The 21,922-nt window shown below is 70.2% G+C and carries 22 protein-coding genes and 2 tRNA genes; 11 read left to right on the forward strand and 13 right to left on the reverse strand.

Translation table 11 applies throughout. The features are described from left to right. Nucleotides 1–184 precede the first annotated feature (184 nt). The 4 genes from AC4NMM_RS11380 to AC4NMM_RS11395 form a co-directional block, all read right to left on the reverse strand. The gene (locus AC4NMM_RS11380) at nucleotides 185–1,132 is read right to left on the reverse strand and encodes a D-2-hydroxyacid dehydrogenase (RefSeq protein WP_096396037.1); all 948 of its coding nucleotides are present in this window, start codon (nucleotides 1,130–1,132) and stop codon (nucleotides 185–187) included. Nucleotides 1,133–1,208: 76 nt separating this feature from the next. After that, nucleotides 1,209–2,417 carry a cystathionine gamma-synthase gene (locus AC4NMM_RS11385; protein ID WP_096396035.1) on the reverse strand — a complete coding sequence of 403 codons (1,209 nt, stop codon included), beginning with the start codon at nucleotides 2,415–2,417 and terminating at the stop codon, nucleotides 1,209–1,211. Nucleotides 2,418–2,524: 107 nt separating this feature from the next. After that, nucleotides 2,525–2,633, reverse strand: a tRNA-Glu gene (locus tag AC4NMM_RS11390). A 127-nt stretch (nucleotides 2,634–2,760) separates the two neighbouring features. Then, on the reverse strand, nucleotides 2,761–3,327 hold the full coding sequence (locus AC4NMM_RS11395; RefSeq protein WP_096396033.1) for a peptidylprolyl isomerase: 567 nt from the start codon (nucleotides 3,325–3,327) through the stop codon (nucleotides 2,761–2,763). Between the two features lie 213 nt (nucleotides 3,328–3,540). Here AC4NMM_RS11395 and AC4NMM_RS11400 point away from each other — a divergent pair, with 213 nt between their 5' ends. After that, the gene (locus AC4NMM_RS11400) at nucleotides 3,541–4,056 is read left to right on the forward strand and encodes a universal stress protein (RefSeq protein ID WP_096396031.1); all 516 of its coding nucleotides are present in this window, start codon (nucleotides 3,541–3,543) and stop codon (nucleotides 4,054–4,056) included. Next, a complete protein-coding gene (truA, locus tag AC4NMM_RS11405; RefSeq protein ID WP_096396029.1) occupies nucleotides 4,053–4,979 on the forward strand; it encodes a tRNA pseudouridine(38-40) synthase TruA in 927 nt (308 codons plus the stop codon). The genes AC4NMM_RS11400 and truA overlap by 4 nt, the downstream gene beginning before the upstream one ends. Nucleotides 4,980–5,015: 36 nt before the next feature. Here truA and AC4NMM_RS11410 read toward each other — a convergent pair whose 3' ends face one another. Further along, nucleotides 5,016–5,549, reverse strand: a complete 534-nt coding sequence (locus AC4NMM_RS11410) for an HTH domain-containing protein (protein ID WP_096396027.1) — start codon at nucleotides 5,547–5,549, stop codon at nucleotides 5,016–5,018. Between the two features lie 421 nt (nucleotides 5,550–5,970). Between AC4NMM_RS11410 and nadE the strand changes: the two genes are divergently transcribed. Further along, a complete protein-coding gene (gene nadE, locus AC4NMM_RS11415; protein ID WP_096396025.1) occupies nucleotides 5,971–6,894 on the forward strand; it encodes an NAD(+) synthase in 924 nt (307 codons plus the stop codon). Nucleotides 6,895–6,927: 33 nt separating this feature from the next. On the opposite strand, the gene AC4NMM_RS11420 is transcribed toward nadE, so the two are convergent. Further along, on the reverse strand, nucleotides 6,928–8,409 hold the full coding sequence (locus AC4NMM_RS11420; protein WP_096396023.1) for a M28 family metallopeptidase: 1,482 nt from the start codon (nucleotides 8,407–8,409) through the stop codon (nucleotides 6,928–6,930). A gap of 116 nt (nucleotides 8,410–8,525) precedes the next feature. On the opposite strand from AC4NMM_RS11420, the gene AC4NMM_RS11425 reads away from it, so the two are divergent. After that, nucleotides 8,526–8,596, forward strand: a tRNA-Gly gene (locus AC4NMM_RS11425). Nucleotides 8,597–8,654: 58 nt separating this feature from the next. Here AC4NMM_RS11425 and AC4NMM_RS11430 read toward each other — a convergent pair. Both AC4NMM_RS11430 and AC4NMM_RS11435 read right to left on the reverse strand, forming a co-directional pair. Then, nucleotides 8,655–8,825: a hypothetical protein gene (locus AC4NMM_RS11430; protein ID WP_157746005.1), complete on the reverse strand. Its 171-nt coding sequence runs from the start codon at nucleotides 8,823–8,825 to the stop codon at nucleotides 8,655–8,657. A 113-nt stretch (nucleotides 8,826–8,938) separates the two neighbouring features. Then, nucleotides 8,939–10,381: a KaiC domain-containing protein gene (locus AC4NMM_RS11435; RefSeq protein WP_491924305.1), complete on the reverse strand. Its 1,443-nt coding sequence runs from the start codon at nucleotides 10,379–10,381 to the stop codon at nucleotides 8,939–8,941. A gap of 148 nt (nucleotides 10,382–10,529) precedes the next feature. Between AC4NMM_RS11435 and AC4NMM_RS11440 the strand changes: the two genes are divergently transcribed. Both AC4NMM_RS11440 and AC4NMM_RS11445 read left to right on the forward strand, forming a co-directional pair. Then, on the forward strand, nucleotides 10,530–11,357 hold the full coding sequence (locus AC4NMM_RS11440) for an NAD(+)/NADH kinase (RefSeq protein WP_491924306.1): 828 nt from the start codon (nucleotides 10,530–10,532) through the stop codon (nucleotides 11,355–11,357). 121 nt (nucleotides 11,358–11,478) lie between these two features. Beyond that, nucleotides 11,479–12,171, forward strand: coding sequence for a VTT domain-containing protein (locus AC4NMM_RS11445; protein ID WP_491924307.1), 693 nt, complete (start codon nucleotides 11,479–11,481; stop codon nucleotides 12,169–12,171). Nucleotides 12,172–12,513: 342 nt separating this feature from the next. Here the strand turns inward: AC4NMM_RS11445 and AC4NMM_RS11450 are convergent, their stop codons facing one another. From AC4NMM_RS11450 to aspS, 3 genes are all read right to left on the reverse strand, one after another. Continuing rightward, on the reverse strand, nucleotides 12,514–13,260 hold the full coding sequence (locus AC4NMM_RS11450) for a DUF4382 domain-containing protein (protein WP_096396015.1): 747 nt from the start codon (nucleotides 13,258–13,260) through the stop codon (nucleotides 12,514–12,516). Between the two features lies 1 nt (nucleotide 13,261). After that, nucleotides 13,262–13,564 (reverse strand): hypothetical protein, encoded by a 303-nt coding sequence (locus AC4NMM_RS11455; protein WP_491924308.1) that lies wholly within the window; start codon nucleotides 13,562–13,564, stop codon nucleotides 13,262–13,264. 215 nt (nucleotides 13,565–13,779) lie between these two features. Next, entirely contained in the window at nucleotides 13,780–15,084 is a 1,305-nt protein-coding gene (gene aspS, locus AC4NMM_RS11460; protein WP_096396011.1) for an aspartate--tRNA(Asn) ligase, read from the reverse strand. A gap of 574 nt (nucleotides 15,085–15,658) precedes the next feature. Here aspS and AC4NMM_RS11465 point away from each other — a divergent pair. After that, nucleotides 15,659–16,006 carry a hypothetical protein gene (locus AC4NMM_RS11465; RefSeq protein WP_096396009.1) on the forward strand — a complete coding sequence of 116 codons (348 nt, stop codon included), beginning with the start codon at nucleotides 15,659–15,661 and terminating at the stop codon, nucleotides 16,004–16,006. Nucleotides 16,007–16,033: 27 nt separating this feature from the next. Here AC4NMM_RS11465 and larC read toward each other — a convergent pair whose 3' ends face one another. After that, a complete protein-coding gene (larC, locus tag AC4NMM_RS11470; protein WP_491924309.1) occupies nucleotides 16,034–17,494 on the reverse strand; it encodes a nickel pincer cofactor biosynthesis protein LarC in 1,461 nt (486 codons plus the stop codon). A 329-nt stretch (nucleotides 17,495–17,823) separates the two neighbouring features. Beyond that, the gene (locus AC4NMM_RS11475) at nucleotides 17,824–18,015 is read right to left on the reverse strand and encodes a hypothetical protein (protein WP_096396005.1); all 192 of its coding nucleotides are present in this window, start codon (nucleotides 18,013–18,015) and stop codon (nucleotides 17,824–17,826) included. Between the two features lie 229 nt (nucleotides 18,016–18,244). Here AC4NMM_RS11475 and AC4NMM_RS11480 point away from each other — a divergent pair, with 229 nt between their 5' ends. The 4 genes from AC4NMM_RS11480 to AC4NMM_RS11495 all read left to right on the forward strand — a co-directional run bounded on the left by AC4NMM_RS11480 (nucleotide 18,245) and on the right by AC4NMM_RS11495 (nucleotide 21,757). Further along, nucleotides 18,245–20,467 (forward strand): CDC48 family AAA ATPase, encoded by a 2,223-nt coding sequence (locus tag AC4NMM_RS11480; RefSeq protein WP_096396003.1) that lies wholly within the window; start codon nucleotides 18,245–18,247, stop codon nucleotides 20,465–20,467. 83 nt (nucleotides 20,468–20,550) lie between these two features. Then, on the forward strand, nucleotides 20,551–20,775 hold the full coding sequence (locus AC4NMM_RS11485; protein WP_096396001.1) for a hypothetical protein: 225 nt from the start codon (nucleotides 20,551–20,553) through the stop codon (nucleotides 20,773–20,775). 81 nt (nucleotides 20,776–20,856) lie between these two features. Next, nucleotides 20,857–21,390 (forward strand): DUF5815 family protein, encoded by a 534-nt coding sequence (locus tag AC4NMM_RS11490; protein ID WP_096395999.1) that lies wholly within the window; start codon nucleotides 20,857–20,859, stop codon nucleotides 21,388–21,390. Between the two features lie 142 nt (nucleotides 21,391–21,532). Further along, entirely contained in the window at nucleotides 21,533–21,757 is a 225-nt protein-coding gene (locus tag AC4NMM_RS11495; RefSeq protein WP_096395997.1) for a hypothetical protein, read from the forward strand. Nucleotides 21,758–21,922 lie beyond the last annotated feature (165 nt).

Below are 21,922 nucleotides of genomic sequence, written 5' to 3' on the forward strand. Positions count from 1 at the left end.
CCTCGGAGATGGAACACCTTAATTTTGATCAAAAATATATACTCCGACGTACATGTGAGGATTCGTCCGATGTCCGCCACCCCGGTCGCTACTTTTGAACCGTATCAGCTCCTCTATTAGGATAATATTAGCGCTATATACTTCTATATATTTTATACCGATTGCGGACCTCCCGGGTCTCGCCTCAGACGACCCGGTTCCGAAGCTCGTCGCCGGCGTCCAGCCGCGCGACGTTGTCTGCGAGGATGTCCGCGACGCGCTCGTAGTACTCGGGCGTGTGGCCGGCGTTGTGCGGCGTGATCGTCGCGTTCGACAGGCCCCACAGCGGGTGATCTTCGGGGAGCGGCTCCGGGTCCGTGACGTCGAGCGCGGCGCCGCGGATGCGGTTGTTCCGGAGCTCCGTCACCAGGGCGTCGGTGTCGACAATCGGCCCGCGCGCGATGTTGACGAGGACGGCGTCGGGCCGCATCGTCCGGAGCGCGTCGGCGTCGACGAGCCCCCGCGTCGTCTCCGTGAGCGGACACGCCAGCACGACGTACTCGGCGTCCGTGACGGCCTCGTGGAACTCGTCGAACCCGTACACCTCGTCGGTCGGCCCGCCCTTCTCGGGGGAGTAACGCACGCCGACCGTGTCGACGTCGAACGACTTCAGCCGGTCGACGACCGCCTGCCCGATGGCGCCGAGCCCCACCACGGCGACGGTCGAGCCGTACACTTCCGTCGTCTCGTAGGTGCGCCACTCGCGGCGGGACTGCTGGCGGTACGCCCGGTGGAACTGTCGCGCGTGCGCGATCATCGACCCGACGACGTGTTCGGCGATGTTCGGGCCGTGGACGCCGGAGGCGTTCGTCACGGCGACCCCGTGGTCGTCGAGCAGGTCGCGCGGCAGGTGACCCGTCCCCGCGAACACGCAGGCGAAAAGCTCCAGCTCCTCGGCGGCCGCGAGCAGCTCCTCGTCGATGGTGAGCCCGACGGCGACCCGAGCCGTCCGGATCAGGTCGCGCTCCTCGGCGGGCGTCCGCGCCCGCGCGACCTCCGCGTCGGGGAGCCGCTCGCGGATCGCCGCCGCCAGTTCGTCGGGGCCCAGTCCGTGGATCGTCTGCCGAAGCACCAGGACGTCTGGATCGCTCATGAGGGCAGTCTCGGCGGAACCGATAAAAATTGTGTCAGTCGTTCGCGGTGCGGGTACCTCTCGTCGGCCGAGCGGGTTACGACAGCGCCGCGTCGAACGCCGCTTGGAGATCGGCTTTCATGTCGTCGACGTGTTCGATCCCCACCGAGACCCGGATGAGGCCGTCGGTGAGCCCGGCCGCGAGCCGCTCCTCGCGCGGGATGGCCGCGTGGGTCATCGCCGCGGGCTGCTCGATGAGGCTCTCGACCCCGCCGAGCGACTCCGCGAGCGTGAACACCTCCGTCTCGCTCACGACCGTCGACGCCTCGTCGAGCGTGCCGTCGAGCTCGAAGGAGAGCATGCCGCCGAAGTCGTCCATCTGCTCGGCCGCAAGCTCGTGGTCCGGGTGCGACTCCAGCCCGGGGTAGTAGACGCGCTCGACCGCGTCGTGGCCCTCCAGCCACTCGGCGAGTTCCATCGCGTTCTCGCAGTGGCGGTCCATCCGTACCGGGAGCGTCTTCGTCCCGCGGAGGACGAGGAACGCGTCGAACGGGCCGGGCGTCGCGCCGACGGAGTTCTGGTAGAAGCCGAGCCGCTCGTCCAACTCCTCGTCGTCGACGACCAGGGCGCCGCCGATTGTGTCCGAGTGGCCGCCGAGGTACTTCGTCAGGGACTGGCAGACGACGTCCGCGCCGTGTTCGAGCGGGCGCTGGAGGTACGGCGTCGCGAACGTGTTGTCGACCGCGCAGAGCGCGTCGCCCTCGTGGGCGATCTCGGCGAGTGCGCCGATGTCGTTGACGTTCATCAGGGGGTTCGTCGGCGTCTCGACCCACACCAGCTCGGTCTCCTCGCGCATCGCCGCCCGGACCGCGTCGTGGTCGGTCGTGTCGACGAAGCTGGTCTCGACGTCGTACTCGTCGTACACCTGCGTTAAGATGCGGTGGGTGCCGCCGTACACGTCGTCGCCGGCGACGACGTGATCGCCCGCGGACAGGAGGTTGAGGACGGTGTTGATCGCGCCCATGCCGGAGGAGAAACAGCGGGCGTGGCTGCCCGACTCCAGCGAGGCGAGGTTCGCTTCGAGGTCGCTGCGCGTCGGGTTCCCGGTTCGGCTGTACTCGTAGCCGCGGTGGTCGCCCGGCGCGTCCTGCTCGTACGTCGAGTTCGCGTGGATCGGCGTCATCAGCGCGCCCGTCTCCGGGTCCGGCTCTTGGCCGGCGTGGATCGCACGGGTCTCGAAGCGGCGGTCGTCGCCGCTGGCGTCACCGGCGGCGTCGCCGTCGCGCTCATCGGGTCGGTCGCTCATACCCAACGCTCTGTTACCGACGGTCGTGATTCTTCCCCTTCGGACCGACCGGAGAACGGAACGGACGACCGGTGAACGAGACGCGTCGCTCGCGGTGTGAGAATGGATGCTCGGTCAGGGATTTGAACCCTGGTCGTCGGCTGACTTCCGAACCGGCGCCGAGGCGCCGCGTCCGCCGAAAGGCCAACATGATTGGCCGGACTACACCAACCGAGCGCGGACGGTGCTTACGTCGGGGACAATTTAACTCTTCTTAACTCCTCGCAGCGTGAGAGGGCGGGGCACGCGTCGAAACCGCTGGCGGAGCGCGGCCGAAATCTGACGCAGGTCGGAGTCGACGCCGTTACTCGTCGATATCGACTTTCTCGATCTCGACGGCCTCTCGGGGATCGTCGTTGCGCCCGGTCGGCACCCCGCCGATCTCCTCGACGACGTCCATCCCGTCGATGACCTGTCCGAAGACGGCGTGTTTGCCGTCGAGGTGCGGGGTCGCGTCGAGGGTGATGAAGAACTGCGAGCCGTTCGTGTTCGGGCCGGAGTTCGCCATCGAGAGGATTCCGGGCCCGTCGTGGGTGAGGTCGTCGTGGAACTCGTCGTCGAACTGGTAGCCGGGGCCGCCGCGACCGTTCTCCATCGGGTCGCCGCCCTGGATCATGAAGTCGTCGATGACGCGGTGGAAGACGATCCCCTCGTACAGCGAGTCGCCGCGCACTTCGCCGCTTTTCGGGTCCTCCCACGTGTTCGTCTCCGGCGCGGGCTCCGCGTCGGCCGCGGGGTCGTGGCGGGCTAAGCCGAGGAAGTTCTCGACCGTCTTCGGCGCGCGGTCGGCGAACAGCTCGACGACGATGTCGCCGTGGTTGGTCTGAAGCGTCACCTGCGGGTTGTCGGGGTCGGAAACCTCTCGTGCCATGTCCGCGAGGAGGGACGCGCGTCGGAAAACCCTGCCCATCCGTGCGGGAAGCTCGCGGACCGCGAACATCTCCCTTATAAACGAACGTCGCGGACGCGTCGACACAGGTCCGACCCCCGTTCTGTCCGTCGCCGCGTTCGGACCGCAACGGACCGAGGTCCGACCGCCTCGACGGCCGGTATCGTTTTCTGCCGGGCGAGAGCAGTATCACGTATGTACGACGACATTCTCCTGCCCGTCGCGCCCGGCGGCGAGGCGAACGACGCGATCCCGCACGCCGCCAGCCTCGCCGAGCGGTACGACGCGACGGTCCACGTCCTCTCGGCCGCCGACACCGCCGTCGACACGCTCGCGGGCCCGCGCACCGGCGTCTTCTCCGACCGGCTCGCGGAGGCGGCCGAGGAGCGCGTCGAGGCGGTGACCGCCGAACTGGAGGCGAGAGGCGTCGAGGCGGTCGGGAGCGTCGTCCGCGGCGAGCCCCTAGACGTCATCGAGAACGCGATCGACGACGGCGCCGACATCGTCGTCATGCCGAGCCACACCCGACGGGGGATCCGCCGGCTGCTCCTCGGTAGCGTCACGGAAAAGGTCGTCCGCGTCGCGTCGGTGCCGGTGGTGACCGTTCCGATGGCCGATCCCGACGAGGCCGGAGAAGAGGCGTATCCGGCCGATAGCGACGCGGACGCGGGCGACTCGACGGACGGCGGCGACGCGTCCGACGCGCAGTGACGGCCGCGCCGGGCGGGAGCGAGACGGTCACCCGCGCCTTCCGGGTCGCGTACGACGGCCGGGAGTACGCCGGCTTCCAGCGCCAGCCGCACGCCCGCACGGTCGCGGACGAGCTCCTCGAAGCGCTGGCGGAGCACGGCCTTGTCGAGCGCGGTGACGGCTCGACCCACGCCACGCCGCCCGGCTACGCCGCGGCGGGCCGGACCGACGCCGGCGTCTCCGCGGTCGCCCAGACCGTCGCCTTCGAGGCGCCGACGTGGCTCACGCCGCGCGCGTTCAACGGTCATCTGCCCGGGTCGGTCCGCGTGTGGGCCGCCGCCGACGTCGAGGACGGGTTCCACGCGACGCACGACGCGGTTCGCCGCACCTATCGGTACCACCTCTACGCGCCCGCGGCCGACGCGGCCGGCGCGGACGGGCCCGCCGCGTCCGCCCGACGAGATCCCGAACACGCGATCGACGACGACCGGTTCCGGGCGGCGCTCGCGCGGTTCGACGGCGAACGCGACTTCCACAACCTGACGACCGACGAGACGGGGACGGTCCGCGACCTCGACGCGCGGGCGACCCGCGAGGGCGACGCGCTCGTCGTCGAGCTCTCGGCGGACGGGTTCCCGCGCGCGCTCGTCCGGCGGGTCGTCGCCGCCGTTCGCGCGGTCGGCCGCGGAACGGCCGACCTCGCGTGGATCGACCGGCTGCTCGCCGCCGAGCCCGTCTCGGGACGGCGCGGCGTCGGTCCAGCTCCTCCGGAGCCGCTCGTGTTGTGGGACGTGGCCTACCCCGACGCGTCGTTCGCGGTCGACCGCGAGGCCGCGGAGAGCGCGCGCGTCGCCTTCGGCGAGCGACACCGGGACGCGCGCCACGCCGCGGCCGCCACCGGCGCGGTCCGCGACCGGCTGTGTTCCGCGATCGACGGGGAGTGAACCGGGCGTCCGGACGGCCGCGGCTCAGGCCCCCGCTCAGGCGGCCGACCCCCCCGTCGGCGTCTCCATGCCGTCGACGCGGACCAGGAGGCTGTTGCCGTCGACGTTGGTCGCGTCGACGACGCCCGAAAGCCGCAGTCCGGTGGCCGGCGTCGGCCCGACGGTCACGTGATCGCCCGCGTCGAAGGGGCCGACCGGGCCGCGGATCACGAGCTCGGCGCGGCACAGCTCAGGGTTCGCGACGCTCGAGAGATCGATCTCCGCGACGGTGACGTCCTCGACGGGGTCGCCCTCGCGCTCGACCGGCGTCGTCGCGGCGTCCTCCAGGCGCTCGATGCCGAGCGTGTCGTACGCCTCGTCGGTCGGAATGTAGCCGCCGTCCGGCCCGGCGACGCCCTCGACGAGACCGAGGGTGTTGAGGCTCCCCATGCGGTTCCGCACCGTCCCCGCGTTGCGATCGATCGCGTCGGCGATCTCGCGGCCCTGTACCGGCGCCTCCCGGCCCTCGGAGAGGTTCACGAGCGCGGTGAGCACGCGTTCCTGACTCGAACTCAGCTGAATCCGTGACATGGACGAAGCGAACCAAATCTAACTAATAAATGTTCGCGTATAACCACATTATATGCTTAGAACGATTGTTATTCGGCCAATTTCTTTCTAAACGTACTCAAATTAGGCGTTTTATTTCGGTACACAATGTATTTCCTCACACAGCAGTGTCGATATTCGTCTATCTCTAATTATTCCGATTACAATTATACGTCCGCTGTTCTTCACGAGTAACTACGCATCACTCGGGCATAACTATACCAATTCCTTATACGATCCACACCGCAAGTATTTACCAGCGCAAGCGGAAGCGGCGACCGACTGATGACGATCCAACGCGACGCTCGCGAACGACCGCAGAGACGCACCCGCGCCCCCTCACGAGCCGTCGACGGACGCCCGCACCGGGGAACGGGGCGGACGGCCCGCGCCGGAGGAGGAGATGGCTGACCGCGAGTCGGCGTTCGACTCGGACGGGGCCGCCGAGCGCTCGGCGGGAGCTGCCGCGTCGGACGGAGACCGTGGCGCTTCCCGGTCCGGACTCACCGCCTCGCTGCTCCCGGACCGGGACCTCGCGGTCGAACGCGACCGGGTCCGGTCGTTCGTCGCCGACCGTGTCGACGCCGCGGGCGCCGACGGCGTGGTGGTGAACATGAGCGGCGGGCTCGACTCGACGGTGACGGCCGCGCTCGCGGTCGAGGCGCTCGGCGCCGACCGCGTGTACGGGCTGATCCTCCCGTGTAACAAAATCGGCGCGCCGCACGCCCGCGACGCCGAGGCGCTCGCGGAGGCGTTGGGTATCGACCACGACACGGTCCACCTCCAGCCGCTGTTCGCGCAGTTCGGCGCCGTCGCCCCCGACCGCTTCGACCTCCACGACGAGCCGGTCCGCTCCGGCAACGCCGTCGCGCGCCTCCGGATGACGGTCGCCTACCTCGCCGCCAACGCGACGAACCGCCTCGTCTGCGGCACCGCGAACCGGAGCGAACTCCTCTTAGGCTACCTGACGAAACACGGCGACGGCGCGGCCGACCTGTTCCCGCTGGGTCACCTCTACAAGACCGACGTCCGGACGCTCGCGACCGAGCTCGACGTGCCGGAGTTCGTCGTCGAGAAGCCGCCGACCGCGGGGTTCCTGCCGGGCCAGCGAGACGCGGACGACCTCGGCGCGCCCTACGAGGTCGTCGATCCCGTCCTCCACCTCGGCGTCGACCGCGGGCTCGACCCGGCGGCGGTCGTCGAGCGGATCGGGGGGCCCGACGACTTCGACGTCGACCGCGAGCTCGTCACGGACCTGCTCGGACGCCACCGCGCGACGGCGCACAAGCGGCTCCCGCCGCCGACCCCGGACGCGGACGTGGAGTGACTCGGCGGTCCGCCCGGGTCGCGGCCGCCCCGCTCAGTCCCAGTCGGCCGGCCAGAGGTCGGCCGCGCGCATCCCCGTCTCGAAGTCGGCCTCGCGGAACGCGGCCGCGAGTTCGTCGCGGTCCAGTCGGGGCAGGTCCCGCTCGGGCGCCGCGAACTCGGCGACGAGCAGCGCGATCAGCATCGCGTGTTCGCGGACGTTCCGGTCGTCCACCTTGTCGCGGGTGTCCGCGTGGGTGTGGCCCCACCCCCGTCCGCGGTCACCCGAATCGCTGTGGAGTTGGAGCGCCGGCACGCCACGGCGAACGAACGGCCACTGGTCGGAGAACGGGTGCGGCTGCGCGTCGACCTCGATCGGCTGGCGCGTCGCGGTCGACACCGCCTCCGCGACCGACGCGGCCGCTGTGGAGGCGTGGGCCATCGCGACCAGATCGCGGAACCGCCCCGCGCCGTCGACGTTGATCACGCCCTTCACGCGGTCGAGGTCGAGGCGGTCCGCGAGGTGTTCCGCGCCGAGGAGTCCGACCTCCTCGGCGCCGACCGCGACGACGTCGACGCCGATCGGGAGGTCCGCCTCGGCGAGGATCCCGGCCGCGGTCGCGACCGTCGCGATCCCGCAGCCGTTGTCGAGCGCGCCCTCCGCGATGTCGTGGGCGTCGTAGTGGGCGAGCAGCAGGACCCGCTCGTCGGTGTCGGGGCCGGCGCGCCCGATCACGTTGCGGCTCTCGCCAGGCGTCGTCGACGCTTCGACGGAGAGCTCCGCCCGCGCGACGGACTCCGATTCGGCCGGCGTCCCCTGGCTCGCCGTGTCGACCGCGCCGCCGACGGAGCCGCGCTCGGCGCCGCCGACGGTCCCGCCGACCGCGTACTCGCGGAGCCACGCCCCGGTCTCCTTCGAGACGCCGACCGCGACCGCCTCGGCCTCCTCGCCGAACGTGAGCGACCCGGTGGGGGGCAGCTGGCCGTCGAGGTGGTTGACGAACACGAAGCCGACCGCGCCGGAGTCGACCGCGTAGCCGAACTTCTCCATGCGGTGGACGAACCGCCCGCCCTCGGGGGTTGTCGTCGAGGCGACCGCGATCCGCCCCTCGACGTCGCGCTCGTCGACCTCCGCCGGGGTGCCGTAGCCGACGTCGACGAGTTCGCCCGCGACGCTCCCAGACGGCGAGTACGGGAGCGCCAGCGCCTCGAACGAGCGCGTCGCCGGCTCCCCGTCCCGCCTCGAGACGGTCACGTCGAGCGACGCCGACCCGCGCTCCCAGGCCGGGAGCTCGAAGGGCTCCGTGTGAACGTCCGCGAGCCCGGCGCGCTCGAAGGCGTCGGCGACGAGGCCGGCGGCGCGGCGCTCGCCCTCGCCCCCGGCCATGCGGCTCCCGATCGCCGTGAGGTCGGTGAGAAAGCGCCACGGCTCGTCGTCGGTCCACGTCGCGCCGAGCGCGGGCGCGAGGTCGGCCGCGCGCTCTCGCACCCGGTCGACCGCGTCCGTTCGCGTCGCGTCTGCTGCGTCGTCGGTCATGAGCGTGCCTTCGTCGGCGGCCGCTTAATCGTGTGGCTCGCGGCACGCGTTCCGGCGTGAGGCTGAGCCCGGCGAAACGCTACGTTGAAGTGGGACGGTCGGGTACGTCAGTTCGAGCACCGTTGGTCCAGTGGTAGGACATTAGCTTCCCAAGCTAATAGCCCGGGTTCAATTCCCGGACGGTGCATTCCTGCGGCGAACAATCCGCGAGCCGCAGGTGCGTGAATTCGCCTGACGGACAGCTGCTACCCCGGACCGGTGTAGCTGTCGAGCTCGTCTGTCCGGTCCGGGTGTTCCTCCTCGACGTGCTGGTGGACGCGGTGCGTGGCCTGCTCGGGGGCGTTCTTGACGTCGTCGTGCGGGACGTCCGGTTCGAAATCACAGAACGGACATTCGGAGAGCGTGTCCTGTGACATGCGTCAGGGTTGGACTCGACGCCTGAAAAGCGATCCGTCGACCCGAAGCGGATCGCCTCGGACCGGGGCTCGGGTCGCCGTCGCGAATCCGACCTCGATCCCGACGGACGCGCTCAGAAGATGTTCGCCTGATCGTACACCGAGATTCCGGTGTCGGTGATGTCGTACGGCTTCGTCTCACGGGAGTGGTTCGCGTCGCGGATCTTCTGGATCTCGACGGCGAGGCGCGTCTCGCGGAAGTCCGACCCGCGGACGTACTGGAGGACGAACACGGCGTCGGTGAGGTACTCGACGATGCCGTGCCGAGAGGCGTACGGGTTCTCCTCGCTCGCCTCGGAGGTGAGCAGCGTCGTGACGCCGGACTCCTTCAGCGAGCGCGTGAACCCGAACACCTCCGAGCGCCGCTTCGCGGGGTGGTCGTACATCATCTCAAGCAGGGAGACCGAGTCGAGCACCAGCCGGTCGGCGTCGAACTCGGCGATGAGCCGGACGAGATCGTTGCGGATCGACGACAGCGAGTTGGCCATCTCGATGGGGTCGATGGCGACGACGGCGAGGCGGTCCTCCGCCGCGTGCTCGCGGAACGACCACCCCTTCTCGGTCGCGGTGTCGAGGATCGACTCGCGGGTCTGTTCGAGCGTGATGTAGATCCCCTTCTCGCCCGATTCGAGCGCGTGGTTGAGAAACTGGAGCGCGAACGTCGTCTTCCCGGTGCCGGCCCCGCCGATGACCGACAAAAGCGACCGGCTGGGAACACCGCCGAGGATCATGTCGTCGAGCCCCTCGATCCCGACGTCGGTCCGCTCGATCCCCGACTCGAACTCGTCGGGGTCGACGTCGAAGTCGGTCGTCCCGCCGGCGTCCGCGTCGCCGCCGAACTCACCGAACCCGAAGTCCTCGTCGCCCCCGCCCGCGCTCCCGCGGTAGCCGCCGAACGGGTCGCCGTCACCGCCCGGCGCTCCGCCGCCACTCGACCGGCCGCCGGACCCGCCATCCCCCCGACTCCCGCCGAAGGGGTCGTCCGTGCCGAACGGGTCCGCCCCCCCGCCATCGCCGCCGGAGTCCGTGCCGGCGCCATCTCCGGGGGCGGCGTCGGCGTCCCCCCCGCCACCGCCGCCGAAGGGGTCGTCCGCGCCGAAGGAGTCGAACCCAGCGCCGGCGTCGACGTCGCCGAACGCATCCGCCGGAACGCCGCCGCTCCCGGCGTCGTCGCCGCTCCCCGCGTCATCGCCGCCGAACTCACCGCCGTCGGGCTCGTCGCCCTCCCCGACGGCGCCGCCGAAGGGGTCTTCGTCGCCCACCTCGGCGTCCGTCTCGTCGCCGGCACCGCCGAACGGATCGGCGAACTCGGCGTCGCCGGTCACGGTCTCCGTTTCCCCCTCCGGGTCGTCCGCACCGGCTCCCGCGTCGTCCGCGTCGTCCGCGTCGTCTCCCGCACTGCCGGAACCGTCATCCGCACCGTTTGAACCCTCCTCCGCACCGCCCACCGGCGGCTCGTCGGACTCCTCGTCGGTCTCGCGCAGCGCGCGTTCGAACCAGTCGTCCTCCTCGCTCATCGTTTCCGCCGCCCATGGGGGGTCGACATGAGCCGAGCAACGCGGCCGAGCGGCTTGAAACTTTCCGGCGAGGTATCAGATTCCGAGAACTCGCGCGGCGCCGCCCGATGTCCGCACGCTTTTATCCGGGGATCGGGATGGATTCCGCATGGAAGTGGGCATCGTGGCGCGAAAGGGGAGCGAGCGGGCGGCGTCGCTCGCGGCGACCCTCCGAGACGTCGTCGTCGACGCGGGCGAGAGCGTCTGGCTGGACGAGGAGACCGCCGCCGCGCTCGACGCCGGCGACGAGGCCCGGCCGGTCGACGCGTTCGGCGACTGCGACCTCGTCGTCGCGGTCGGCGGCGACGGGACCTTCCTGTTCGTCGCGCGCAACGCGGGCGACACCCCGATCGTCGGGGTGAACCTCGGCGAGGTGGGCTTTCTCAACGCCGTCCCGCCGGCGGACGCCGAGACCGCGCTCCGCGCCGAGATCCGGGCGTTCCGCGGCGGCGGGCTGGACGTCCGCGAGGCCCCGCGGCTCACGGCTAGCGCCGGCGGCTGGACGTCGACGCCGGCCGCGAACGAGGTGGTGGTCCAAGGCGAGCGACGCGGGCCGGGCGGGGGGATCGACTACGAGGTCCGCGTCGACGGGTCGCGGTACGCCGGCGGCCACGCCGACGGGGTCCTCGTGGCCACGCCGACCGGGTCGACCGCGTACAACCTCTCCGAGCGCGGGCCCCTCGTCCACCCGGAGGTGGATGGCCTGATCGTCAACGAGATGGTCGCCGACGAGGGAATGCCCCCGCTCGTGGTGGACGCGGACGCGACGGTGACCGTCGCGGTCGCGGACGAAGCGGGCGCGACGGTCGTTAGCGACGGCCGCGACACCGCGACGCTCGACGGGCCGGTCGAGGTGACCGTCGAGCGCACGGCGCCGCCGATACGGGTCGCGGGCCCGCCCTCGGACTTCTTCGAGGCGCTCGGGAAGCTGTCGTGAGCCGGACGGGCACGGCTTCGGCTCCCGCCCGAACGAATCCGCCAAGGGCGCACACGCAAAGGGCGCCCCCACAAAGGGCGCACCCACAAAGCGTTTATCGGGCGCCCGCGGACTCGGCAGCGTGAATCGCCGGTCGACGCTCGGGCGGTACGCGGTCGCGGGCGCGGTCGTCGCCGCCCTGGCGGCGCTCGCGCTCGCGGTCTCTCCCGAGGCGGCGCTCTCGCGGCTCCGCTGGCTCGCGACCGATCCGCTCAGGTTCGGGGTCGCCGTCGTCGCGCTCGCCGCCGTGCGGCCCCTGCTCGCGTGGCCGACGACCCTCCTCGCCGTCGCCGTCGGGTTCGGGTACGGCTGGGTCGGGACGCCGCTCGCGCTCGCGCTCGTCGTCGGCACCGCCCTCCCGCCGTACGCGCTCGCTCGGGTGGGTCGGCTCCGGCTCGACGACGGGCCGGAGCCGGGTGCGGAACCGGGCGTCGCCGCCCGGTTCTGTCGGGCCGGCGAGCGCTTCGCGGCGGAGTCCGGGAGCGTGCGCGCCGTGGCCGGGACCCGACTGCTGCCGCTCCCCTCCGACGCGGTGACGGTCGGTGCCGCGGCCGCCGGCGTCGGGATGCGATCGTTCCTGGCCGGCACCGCGCTCGGCGAACTGCCGTGGGTCCTCTCCGGGGTCGCTGTCGGCGTCTCGCTCGACCGCCTCGCGGCGAGCGGCGGGTCGCTCGTCGACCCGACCGTGGTTCTCGGCACGGCCGCGGTCGGCGCCCTCGTGCTCGCCGGACCGCTGTACCGGACGTTCGTGCGGTCGGACGCGACGGCGCCGTAACTCGGTAGGGTACGAAAGGCGCGAAACGGCGAACGATCGGAGAAAGCGAAGACCGCCCGTGCGCGTCGTCGCGCGGGCGATCTGCGGGTCGTGTGCCTCTGACGGCGAACGTGTGCCTCTGACGGCGAACGTGTGCCTCTGACGGCGAACGTGTGCCTCTGACGGCGAACGTGTGCCTCGATTCGGGAACCGACCGCAGCGACGCGCGCATTCCCCCGGTCCCCGAATCCCGGGAACCGACCCAGCCCTGACCCCGAAGCCGCGGTGCGGGCCGCGCTCGCTCCGCGCGAGCGGCCGGACGCGACCGCGACTCCAACGGGGGACCGGGGGGATGCGGCGTCGCTACGAGCCGTCGGTCTCGTTGTCGCCGCTCGATCCGTCGGCTTCCGAGTCCGCCGACTCCTCGTACTCGACCTCGATGCCGCTCGGAACCGGTCGGAGGAGGTAGCGGCCGTTCCCGCGCAGCACCGGGGCGAAGTCCGCGGTGAACGTCGTCCGGGTGTTCTCGCGGATCTCGAACGCCTCGTTGAACTTCAGCGGCGCGTTACCCGGGAGGTCCACGGTCGCGTCGCTCCCGTCGGTGAGGGTCCCGTCCGCCGACGACACGTCGAGCTGGAGGTACGGGTACTCCCCCGTCCGGAGCTCGCGCTCGTCGATCAGCTGCGTCTCGCCGTTCTGGAGCTCGACGAGGTCGGCCTCCTGCGGCTCGTCGAACTCGAAGTACTCGCGACCCTCGGCGGCGTCCTCTTCGTCGTCGGTATCCTCGCCCGCGTCCGTCTCGTTGCCGTCCGCGGACCCGTCGTCGGTGTCGGCGTCGTCGCCCCCGCCGTCCGTGTCGGTCTCGTTGCCGTCGGCGTCCTCGGCGTCGGTCTCGGCGCCCTCCGGCCCGAGCCAGAACCCCTCGACGGTGACGACGAGCGACTCGAAGTCGCCGATGTCGGCGGGCTGGTCGGTCACCTGCGTCGCGAGCGTCCCCGTCGCGCGGCCGACGCAGCCGGCGAGTCCGGCCGCGCCGAGCGCGGCGGCGCCGGTCGCCCGAAGGTACGTCCGGCGGTCGAGCGCGACGCGGTCGGACGTGCGGTCCGTCACGTTAGGCCCCCTCCTCGTCGGCGTCGGTTCCGTCGTCCGCGTTGCTCTCGCTGCCGCCGTTCCCGGCGATATCGCTCACAGTCTCGCCGAGGTCCTCGACGCCGCCGTCGAGGAACTCGTTCACGCTATCGAGGACCCCGCTGACGAAGTCCGGCACCTGGTCCGGGAGGTCGCTCGGCGGGCCCGCGTCGCCCGAGGCGTTGTCCGGGCCGGGCGTCGCCGCGACGGCGCCGGCGGCCGCGCCGGTCCCGATCAGTACCACCGTGGCCAGCGCCACGAGCAGCGTCGTTCGGAGTGCGTTCATAGCAACTCCCCATCGGGGTCCTACACTCTTTAATGGCGCAAGCCGTTCAGCCGAATTACGCCCAATTTAACTCGCTTTAACCGCCGAGAGAGGGCTCAAAAGTCGGATTCCGTCGATCCGGCGGATAGTATATAAAAGGCGGCGCGGCAAGCCGACCGATCGTCGCTCGCGCGACGGGGTGGACCTCGCCCGCTCGGCGGGTCGGAGCGGTCCCGCTACGGCTCCAGCCGGTTCGGGTCGCGCGGGAACATGATCGCCTCCTTGATGTTGCTGAGGCCGGCGACCTTCTGGACGAGGCGGTCGATGCCGAGCCCGTAGCCGCCGTGCGGGGGCGTGCCGTAGCTCAGCGCCTCGATGTAGAACTCGAAGTTCGCGGTCTCGACGCCCTCCTCCTCCATCACTTCGACCATGCGCTCGACGTCGTGTTCGCGCTGGCCGCCCGAGGAGAGCTCCTGTCCTTTATAAATCAGGTCGAACTTCCGGGAGGCGATCTCGTCGCCTTCCACGTCCTGCATGTAGTAGAACTTCTCGTCGGGGTAGCCGACGACGAAGAACGCGGGGTGACCCTGCTCCTCGAAGTGCTCGCCGAGCAGCTTCTCCCCTTTCGTGTCGAGGTCGGTCGGGTCGTCCGGGAAGTGCCCGAACTCGGTCTCCAAGATGTCGAGCGCCTCGTCGAAGGTGATCCGCGGGAAGTCGTCCTCGGGCACGTCGAGGTCGACGTCGAGCAGGTCGAGCTCGCGCTCGGCGTTCTCCGCGACCTCGCTGAGCGCGTAGCGCAGCGACTCCTCTTGGACGTCCATCACGTCGTCGTGGTCGTCGATGTACGCCAGCTCCACGTCGAACATCGCGATCTCGGAGACGTGCCGGGAGGTCGCGAAGTCCTCGGCGCGGAACGCGGTGCCGGTCTCGTAGACGGCCTCGTAGCCCGAGGCCATCAGCATCTGCTTGTACAGCTGGGGGCTCTGCGAGAGGAACGCGTCCTGGTTGTAGTAGAGGATCGGGAACAGCTCGGCGCCGCCCTCGGCGCCGCCCTTCGAGATCAGCGGCGTCTTGATGTCGACGTACCCCTCGTCTTCGAACCACTCCTCCATCGCGGTGATCAGCTCGGAGCGGAGCGTGAACACCGCGAGCGTCTCCGGCTTCCGGAGGTCGAGCGCGCGGTTGTCGAGCCGGGTCGAGAGGTCGACCTCGATGTCCTTCGAGATTTCGAGGGGGAGCGGGGAGTCGGCCTCGTCGATGACCTCGTACTCGGTCGGGGCGATCTCGACGCCGCCGGGCGCCTGGTCGCTCTCCAGCGGCTCGCCGACGACGCGGACCACGTCCTCGGCGCCGACGTCCTGGACGGCCTCGAACAGCTCCGGCTCGCGCTCCTCCTTGAAGACGATCTGGATGAGTCCCTCGCGGTCGCGCACGATGAGGAAGACCAGTCCACCGAGGTCGCGGATCTCGTGGACGTGGCCGGCGATGGCGACCTCGTCCGCGTCCGGTTCGACGTCCGACGTGTGAATGCGCTCGATCATGGCGGTGACTGCTTACGCGCAACTGGTCGGGCGGCCGGCATAGGCCTGTCGTCTCGGCGTCGACGGAACGGCTCGCCCGCGGCCGCTCCGGCGGGTTCTCGGCGGCTTCCGGGCCGAATCTGCCATGGCATGCGGTCGCATAACTAACATAATTTTAATACGAAACCGATACAGGAGGCTGGTAACGGCGCGCCCCGCGCCGCGGAGACCGACCATGACCCGTTCCACCACCTCGACGCTCGCTCGGTCCGCGAGCGTCGCGTTCCTCGGGTGGATCGGGATCGGGTATTCGGCTCCGAACCCACGGTCCGTCCGCCCGACCGCGTGACGCGCGTCGGCTGGGGAGAGTTCCCCGCGGGACGGACCATTTCCCGTTCTCTCCAGCCGCCGCTGTCCGTCATGCGCGTCGAGCCGGGCGGCCGTATCCCTCGCGAGCGTCGCCGTCGGTGGCCCCGCTGGTGACCCCAGTCGGTGACTGCGCCGGCGGCGCGTTCGAGGACGCGGACCGCTCGCCCCCGGCCGTGATCCGGGGACCGCGACGGTCCGCGCCGCGTTCGACTCGCGGCGAGGGCGTATGGCGGCAGCCATCCACACGCCGTCGGTCGAGGCCACGGTGACCGTCCGCGTCTCGCAGGCGGCCGCCGGCGACCTCGCCGCCGGCGCCAGGGCACAGATCGAGCGAATCGACGGCCTCAGCGTCGAGGAGCTGGAGATAGCCGGCCTCCGGCCCGGCCTCAACGACACCACGGTCGAGGCGGTCGCGACCCTCGCGGTCGACGAGGAGGCGGTCTCGCGGGCCGAGTTCGACGCCGCCGGTGTCGACGCGGCCGAGGAGTTCGTCGTCGACCGCGTCCGCGAGCGGCTCGCCGACGGCTTCGGCGTCGACCCGGAGCGCGTCGAGCGGGTCGACCCGCCCGACTGACGGGGTCCGGGACCGCGGTGTTCCAACCTAGTCGCCGTCGAGCCGCTCCCGCACCTCGGCCTCGGCGCGCCGCAGCACCTCCCGGATCGGGAGGCCGGTCGCCTCGGCGACCGCGGCCGCGTCGTCGTACTCCCCGCTGACGTCGTAGGCCTCCCCGTCGGTCGTCGACGCGACCTTCACGGCCACCTCGTGGGCCGCCCCGTCGACCCGGAGCGTCGCCGTCTCGAACTCGCGCTCGGCGATCCACCGGTGGGTCGCGCCCGACTGGCGCACCCCGAGCGTCCCCGTCTCGCGGGCGAGCCGCTCCGCGACCGCCTCGGCGTCCTCGGGCTTACAGATGGCCTTCACGAGGTGGCCGGGGCGGGACTTCTTCATCGTCGTCGGGACGATCGTCACGTCTCGCGCACCGGCGCGTTTGAGCGTCTCCTGAAGCCCGCCGAGGACCTCGGGGGCGGCGTCGTCGAGGTTCGTCTCCAGGACGGCGATGTCGTCGTGAGCGAGCGCGCCGTCGGAGGCGTCCGCGTGAGGCGCGCCGTCGGAGGCGTCCGCGTGAGCGCGGTCCGCGTGCGCGTCGCGTCCCCCGTCGCCGACGAGCGCGCGGAGGACGTTCGGGTGGCGATCGAAGTCGGCGTCGCCGGCGCCGTAGCCCGCGCGATCGACGGCGAGGTCCGGGACCGCGTCGACGCCGTCGGCGATCGCCGCGAGGATCGCGGCGCCCGTGGGGGTGAGCAGTTCGCGGTCGATCGGGCCGCCAACGATCCGGAAGTCGGCGCGGGTCGCGATCTCGGTCGTCGCCGGGGCGGGGACCGGGTACGTCCCGTGGCTCATCTCGACCGTGCCGCCGCCGGCGGCGACCGGCGTGGTGAGAACGCGGTCGGGATCGAGGTCGGCGAGCAGCAGCGCGGCGCCGACCACGTCGGCGATCGCGTCGTCCGCGCCCACCTCGTGGAAGTGGGTGTCGTCGAGGTCGGTGCCGTGGACCGACGCCTCGGCGCGGCCGAGCAGTTCGAAGGCGTCGAGCGCGGTCGACTCGACTCCGTCGGGGAGGCCCATCGACGCGACGAGATCGACCACCTCGCGGTAGGAGCGGTGAACGCCCGCGCCCTCGGCCGGTTCGGCGGCATCGGAGGCATCCGATTCGTGGCCGTGGTCGTGATCGTGGCCGTGGTCGTGGTCGTGACCGTGGTCGTGGTCGTGACCGTGGTCGTGGTCGTGACCGTGGTCGTGGCCGTGGTCGTGATCGTGGTCGTGATCGTGACCGTGGTCGTGGTCCGCATCAGTCTCGACCGCACCCTCGCCGTCGTCGACGAGGACGTCGACGGTCGTCGCGCGGATCCCGTTCTTCTCCGTCTCGTCGACCTCGTACCGGATCGGGAGCGCGTCGCTCACCGGGGAGAGGGACTCGGGGTCGGCGCCGGCCGCGATCAGCGCGGCGCAGACCATGTCGCCGGCGGCGCCGGTCCGACCGTCGAAGACGAGCGTTCGCATGGTGCGTCCGAGGCGACTGCCGGACAAATACTCCCGGATCGGCGTCGTGGACTCGACTGAACCGTCGTTTATAAATGCCGTGTGGTTGCCGTCTTCTATTTATAAATGGGCGGTGACGCTGCGGAGAACACCGGCAAAGTCCCGGCCGCTCATTATAAACGGCTGTCGATGTATCGACCGCGAACACCTCCAAAGCCCCAGCCCTGAGTCCCGCCCCGCACCGCTCCGCACAGCACCTCACGCCTCCCCAGCCTCGCGGTTCGCGCTCTCCGAGCGCTCACCGCGTCCCTCGCGGGCTGGCTCGCGCCACCGCAAGTCGTCGTTGCCATTTATAAATGCTCCCCGTCGGTCGCGAACAGATACAGCTCGCCGACGACGATGAACGCGACGGCCGCGAGCGCGACGGCGAGGAAACCGCCGATGTCGAGGGCGTACAGCGCGGTGCCGACGAGGGCGCCGGCGACGAGAAAGGCGAGCCGAGAGAGGAGCGACCGCATCGGATCCGAGAGAGAATCGAACACGCCCGAACGTCGCCGCGAGCGGGCAAAAAACGTCCCTCGCGACCGCCCGCGACTCCACGGCGAAAACGCACGCTTACGACGGGGTTTTAAGAGCGGACTCCGTACCGTGCTATATGATGACACAGTCTGTCGCGGCCGTCGGCGGCTCGGACGGAATCGACGGCCCGGAGACGGGCAACAGGCTTATTCCCGGACCGGGTCCAGATACGACCATCCCCCGCGAGGAATCATGAACGAAGTCCAACTCGAAGTGGCGAAGGCGTACCCGAACGACTCGGGGCGCGGCATCGCCCGACTCGACCCCGATACCCTGCTGCATCTGAAGCTCTCGCCCGGCGACATCATCGAGATCGAGGGCGCGGAGACCACCGCGGCGAAGGTCTGGCGCGCGGACCGCCAGGACTGGAACACCGACACCGTCCGCGTCGACGGCTTCACCCGACAGAACGCGGACGTCGGCATCGGCGAGCGCGTCACGATCCGGAAGGCAGAGGCCGAGAAGGCCGACAAGCTCGTGCTGGCCCCGCCCGAGGAGGCGTCGGTCCAGTTCGGCTCCGACGCCGCCGGCATGGTGAAACGCCAGATCCTCAAGCGGCCGGTCGTCGAGCGCGACATCGTCCCCGTGATGTCGTCGACGAACCACCCGTTCATGCGGTCGCCCGGGCAGGCGATCCCGCTGATCGCGGTCGAGACGGAGCCGGACGGCGTCTGTCTCATCACCGAGGACACCGAGGTCGAGCTGCGCGAGGAGCCGATCTCCGGGTTCGAGAAGACCGGTGGCGGAATCACCTACGAGGACATCGGCGGGCTCCAGTCGGAGATCCAGCGCGTCCGCGAGATGGTCGAGCTGCCGATGAAACACCCGCAGATCTTCTCGAAGCTCGGCATCGAGCCGCCGCAGGGCGTCCTCCTCCACGGCCCGCCCGGCACCGGGAAGACGCTGCTCGCGAAGGCCGTCGCCAACGAGACGTCGGCGTCGTTCTTCTCGATCGCCGGCCCCGAGATCATCTCGAAGTACTACGGCGAGTCCGAACAGCAGCTCCGCGAGATCTTCGAGGACGCGAAGGAGGAGTCGCCGTCGATCATCTTCATCGACGAGCTGGACTCGATCGCGCCCAAGCGCGAGGACGTCACCGGCGAGGTCGAGCGCCGCGTCGTCGCCCAGCTGTTGACGATGATGGACGGGTTAGAGACCCGGGGGCAGGTGATCGTCATCGGCGCGACGAACCGCGTCGACAGCGTCGACCCCGCGCTCCGCCGCCCCGGCCGGTTCGACCGCGAGATCGAGATCGGCGTCCCCGACGAGGTGGGCCGCAAGGAGATCCTCCAGATCCACACCCGCGGGATGCCGCTCTCGGACGACGTTAGCTTAGACCACCTCGCCGACGAGACACACGGCTTCGTCGGCGCCGACATCGAGAGCCTCACCAAGGAGGCCGCGATGAAGGCGCTCCGTCGCTACCTCCCGGAGATCGATCTCGACGAGGAGGAAGTGCCCCCGAGCCTCATCGACCGGATGATCGTCAAGCGCGACGACTTCTCGGGCGCGCTGAACGAGGTGGAGCCCTCGGCGATGCGCGAGGTGCTCGTCGAGCTCCCCAAAATCTCGTGGGACAACGTCGGCGGGCTCGAGGACGCCAAACAGCAGGTTCAGGAGTCGGTGGAGTGGCCGCTCACGTCGCCGGAGAAGTTCGACCGCATGGGCGTCGACGCGCCGAAGGGCGTGCTGCTGTACGGCCCGCCCGGCACCGGGAAGACGCTGATGGCGAAGGCGGTCGCCAACGAGACGAACGCGAACTTCATCTCGGTGCGGGGGCCGCAGCTGCTCTCGAAGTGGGTCGGCGAGTCGGAGAAGGCGATCCGGCAGACGTTCCGGAAGGCCCGGCAGGTGAGCCCGACGATCATCTTCTTCGACGAGCTCGACAGCCTCGCGCCCTCGCGCGGGCAGGAGATGGGGAACAACGTCTCCGAGCGCGTCGTCAACCAGCTCCTGACGGAGCTCGACGGCCTCGAGGACATGGGCGACGTGATGGTCATCGGCGCGACCAACCGCCCCGACATGATCGACCCGGCGCTGCTCCGCTCCGGCCGGTTCGACCGCCTCGTGATGATCGGTCAGCCCGACCAGGAGGGCCGCGAGCAGATCCTCGACATCCACACCCGGGACACGCCGCTCGCGCCCGACGTGAGCCTGCGCGAGGTCGCCGAGATCACCGACGGCTACGTCGGCTCCGACCTGGAGGGGATCGCCCGCGAGGCCGCCATCGAGGCGCTGCGCGACGACGACGACGCCGAGGAGGTCGAGATGCGGCACTTCCGGCGCGCGATGGAGTCGGTGCGGCCGACCATCAACGAGGACATCCTCGCGTACTACGAGGACGTGAGAGAGCAGTTCAAGGGCGGCGGCGGCGAGTCGCTCCGCGACACGGGCGGTCGGATCGGGTTCCAGTGAGCGGCTGAGTCTCCGGGCCGCGGACCGATCCGTCCTGGCTCGGCCGACCGTTTTTGCGTTCTCACCGCGAAGGAGCGACCGGTATGTCCGACGACGTGACCGTCGACGTGGAGGTCGAGGTGGAGGTCGACCGGGACGAACTGGAGATCGAACGCGACGACGCCGAACTGATCGAGGCGACCTACGAGGCGAACGGGATCGAGATCGAGGTCGAGGCCGAGGTGGAGACGCACGGGGGACCGGACGACGAGCACGGGGCCGGCGACGAATCCGAGGAGGACGAGTCCGGCTACGAGGACTTCGAGTAGCGGGCGGCGAGGCCCCCGGCCCGCCCGCCGCCGAGCGAGCCGTTCCGCTCCTTTTAACCTCGACAGCGACCAAGCGGGGCCATGTCTCAGCCCCGCGTCCCCGGCGGCGACGAGAACGCGCTGGAGCTACCCTGCGGGGAGACGATCGGCGTCGGCGAACTGGACCTCGGGATGCGGGAGTACGAGTGCGCCTGCGGCGAGACCCACGCGGTCGTGATGGACGTCCATCCCCCCGAGCGGTTCCTCCCAGACTTCCTCGTCGAGGTCCTCCGCGAGGCGATCGACACGACGAGCGAGGAGATGCCGGAGTTCGACACGCCGCACCTGCTCGGCGTCGTCTTAGAGGAGTTCCCGGAGGCGGTCGTTTCCCACGACGCCAGCGAGAACGCCGACGTGGGGTACGCGATGGTGTGGGTAGCACAGTTCGACTCCCGCCGCCTCCACGAGGTCGTCGTCGAGCTCGTCGTCGAGCTGATGGAACACGCCGTGAGCCACGCCGACGACGACGAGGCGCTGTCGGCGTTCGAAGAGGAGATGGTCGAGTTCGACGTGAGCGAGTTCGTCGAGCAGTACCGCGCGGAGCGCGACCTCGAAGCCGAAGACCCCTACGCGTGACGACGGGAGCGGGCCCCTATCCGATCGCTTTCTCTCGAACCTCTCAAACCCGGGAAAACACGCGTCTCACGGCTCGTGTCTGACAACCGTCCGACTCCTGTCTCACTGAACCCTATATGTTCGGAGACCCTACGTAAGACGTATGAGCGCCGGCGAATACGACCGGTACGACCGGATCCGCGGCGTGCTCGCCGAGGCCGACGAGCCGCTGACGGCGCGGGAGATCCTCGCCTTGGTCGAGGAGTGCGACGAGTGCGAGGAGATCGACAGCCCGCACCGGGTCGCCACCGTGCTGGGGCGCCGCGCCGAGCGCGGCGAGGTCGAGGTCATCGCGGGGCAACCGTACCGGTACCGGCTCGAAACCTGACGACGGTCGCCTCCCGAGAGACCTACGATCCCGGTCAAGGCGTCGTCGACGCATGCGCGAACCTCCCTTAGCCGGTCTCCGTGGTGTGTAACGCAGTCGACGAGCGATACCACACGGACTACCGTGGTGTCCTGTAACAACCACCGTGACACTCGATCACTTGCG

Source organism: Halorubrum sp. SD41, from assembly GCF_058630335.1.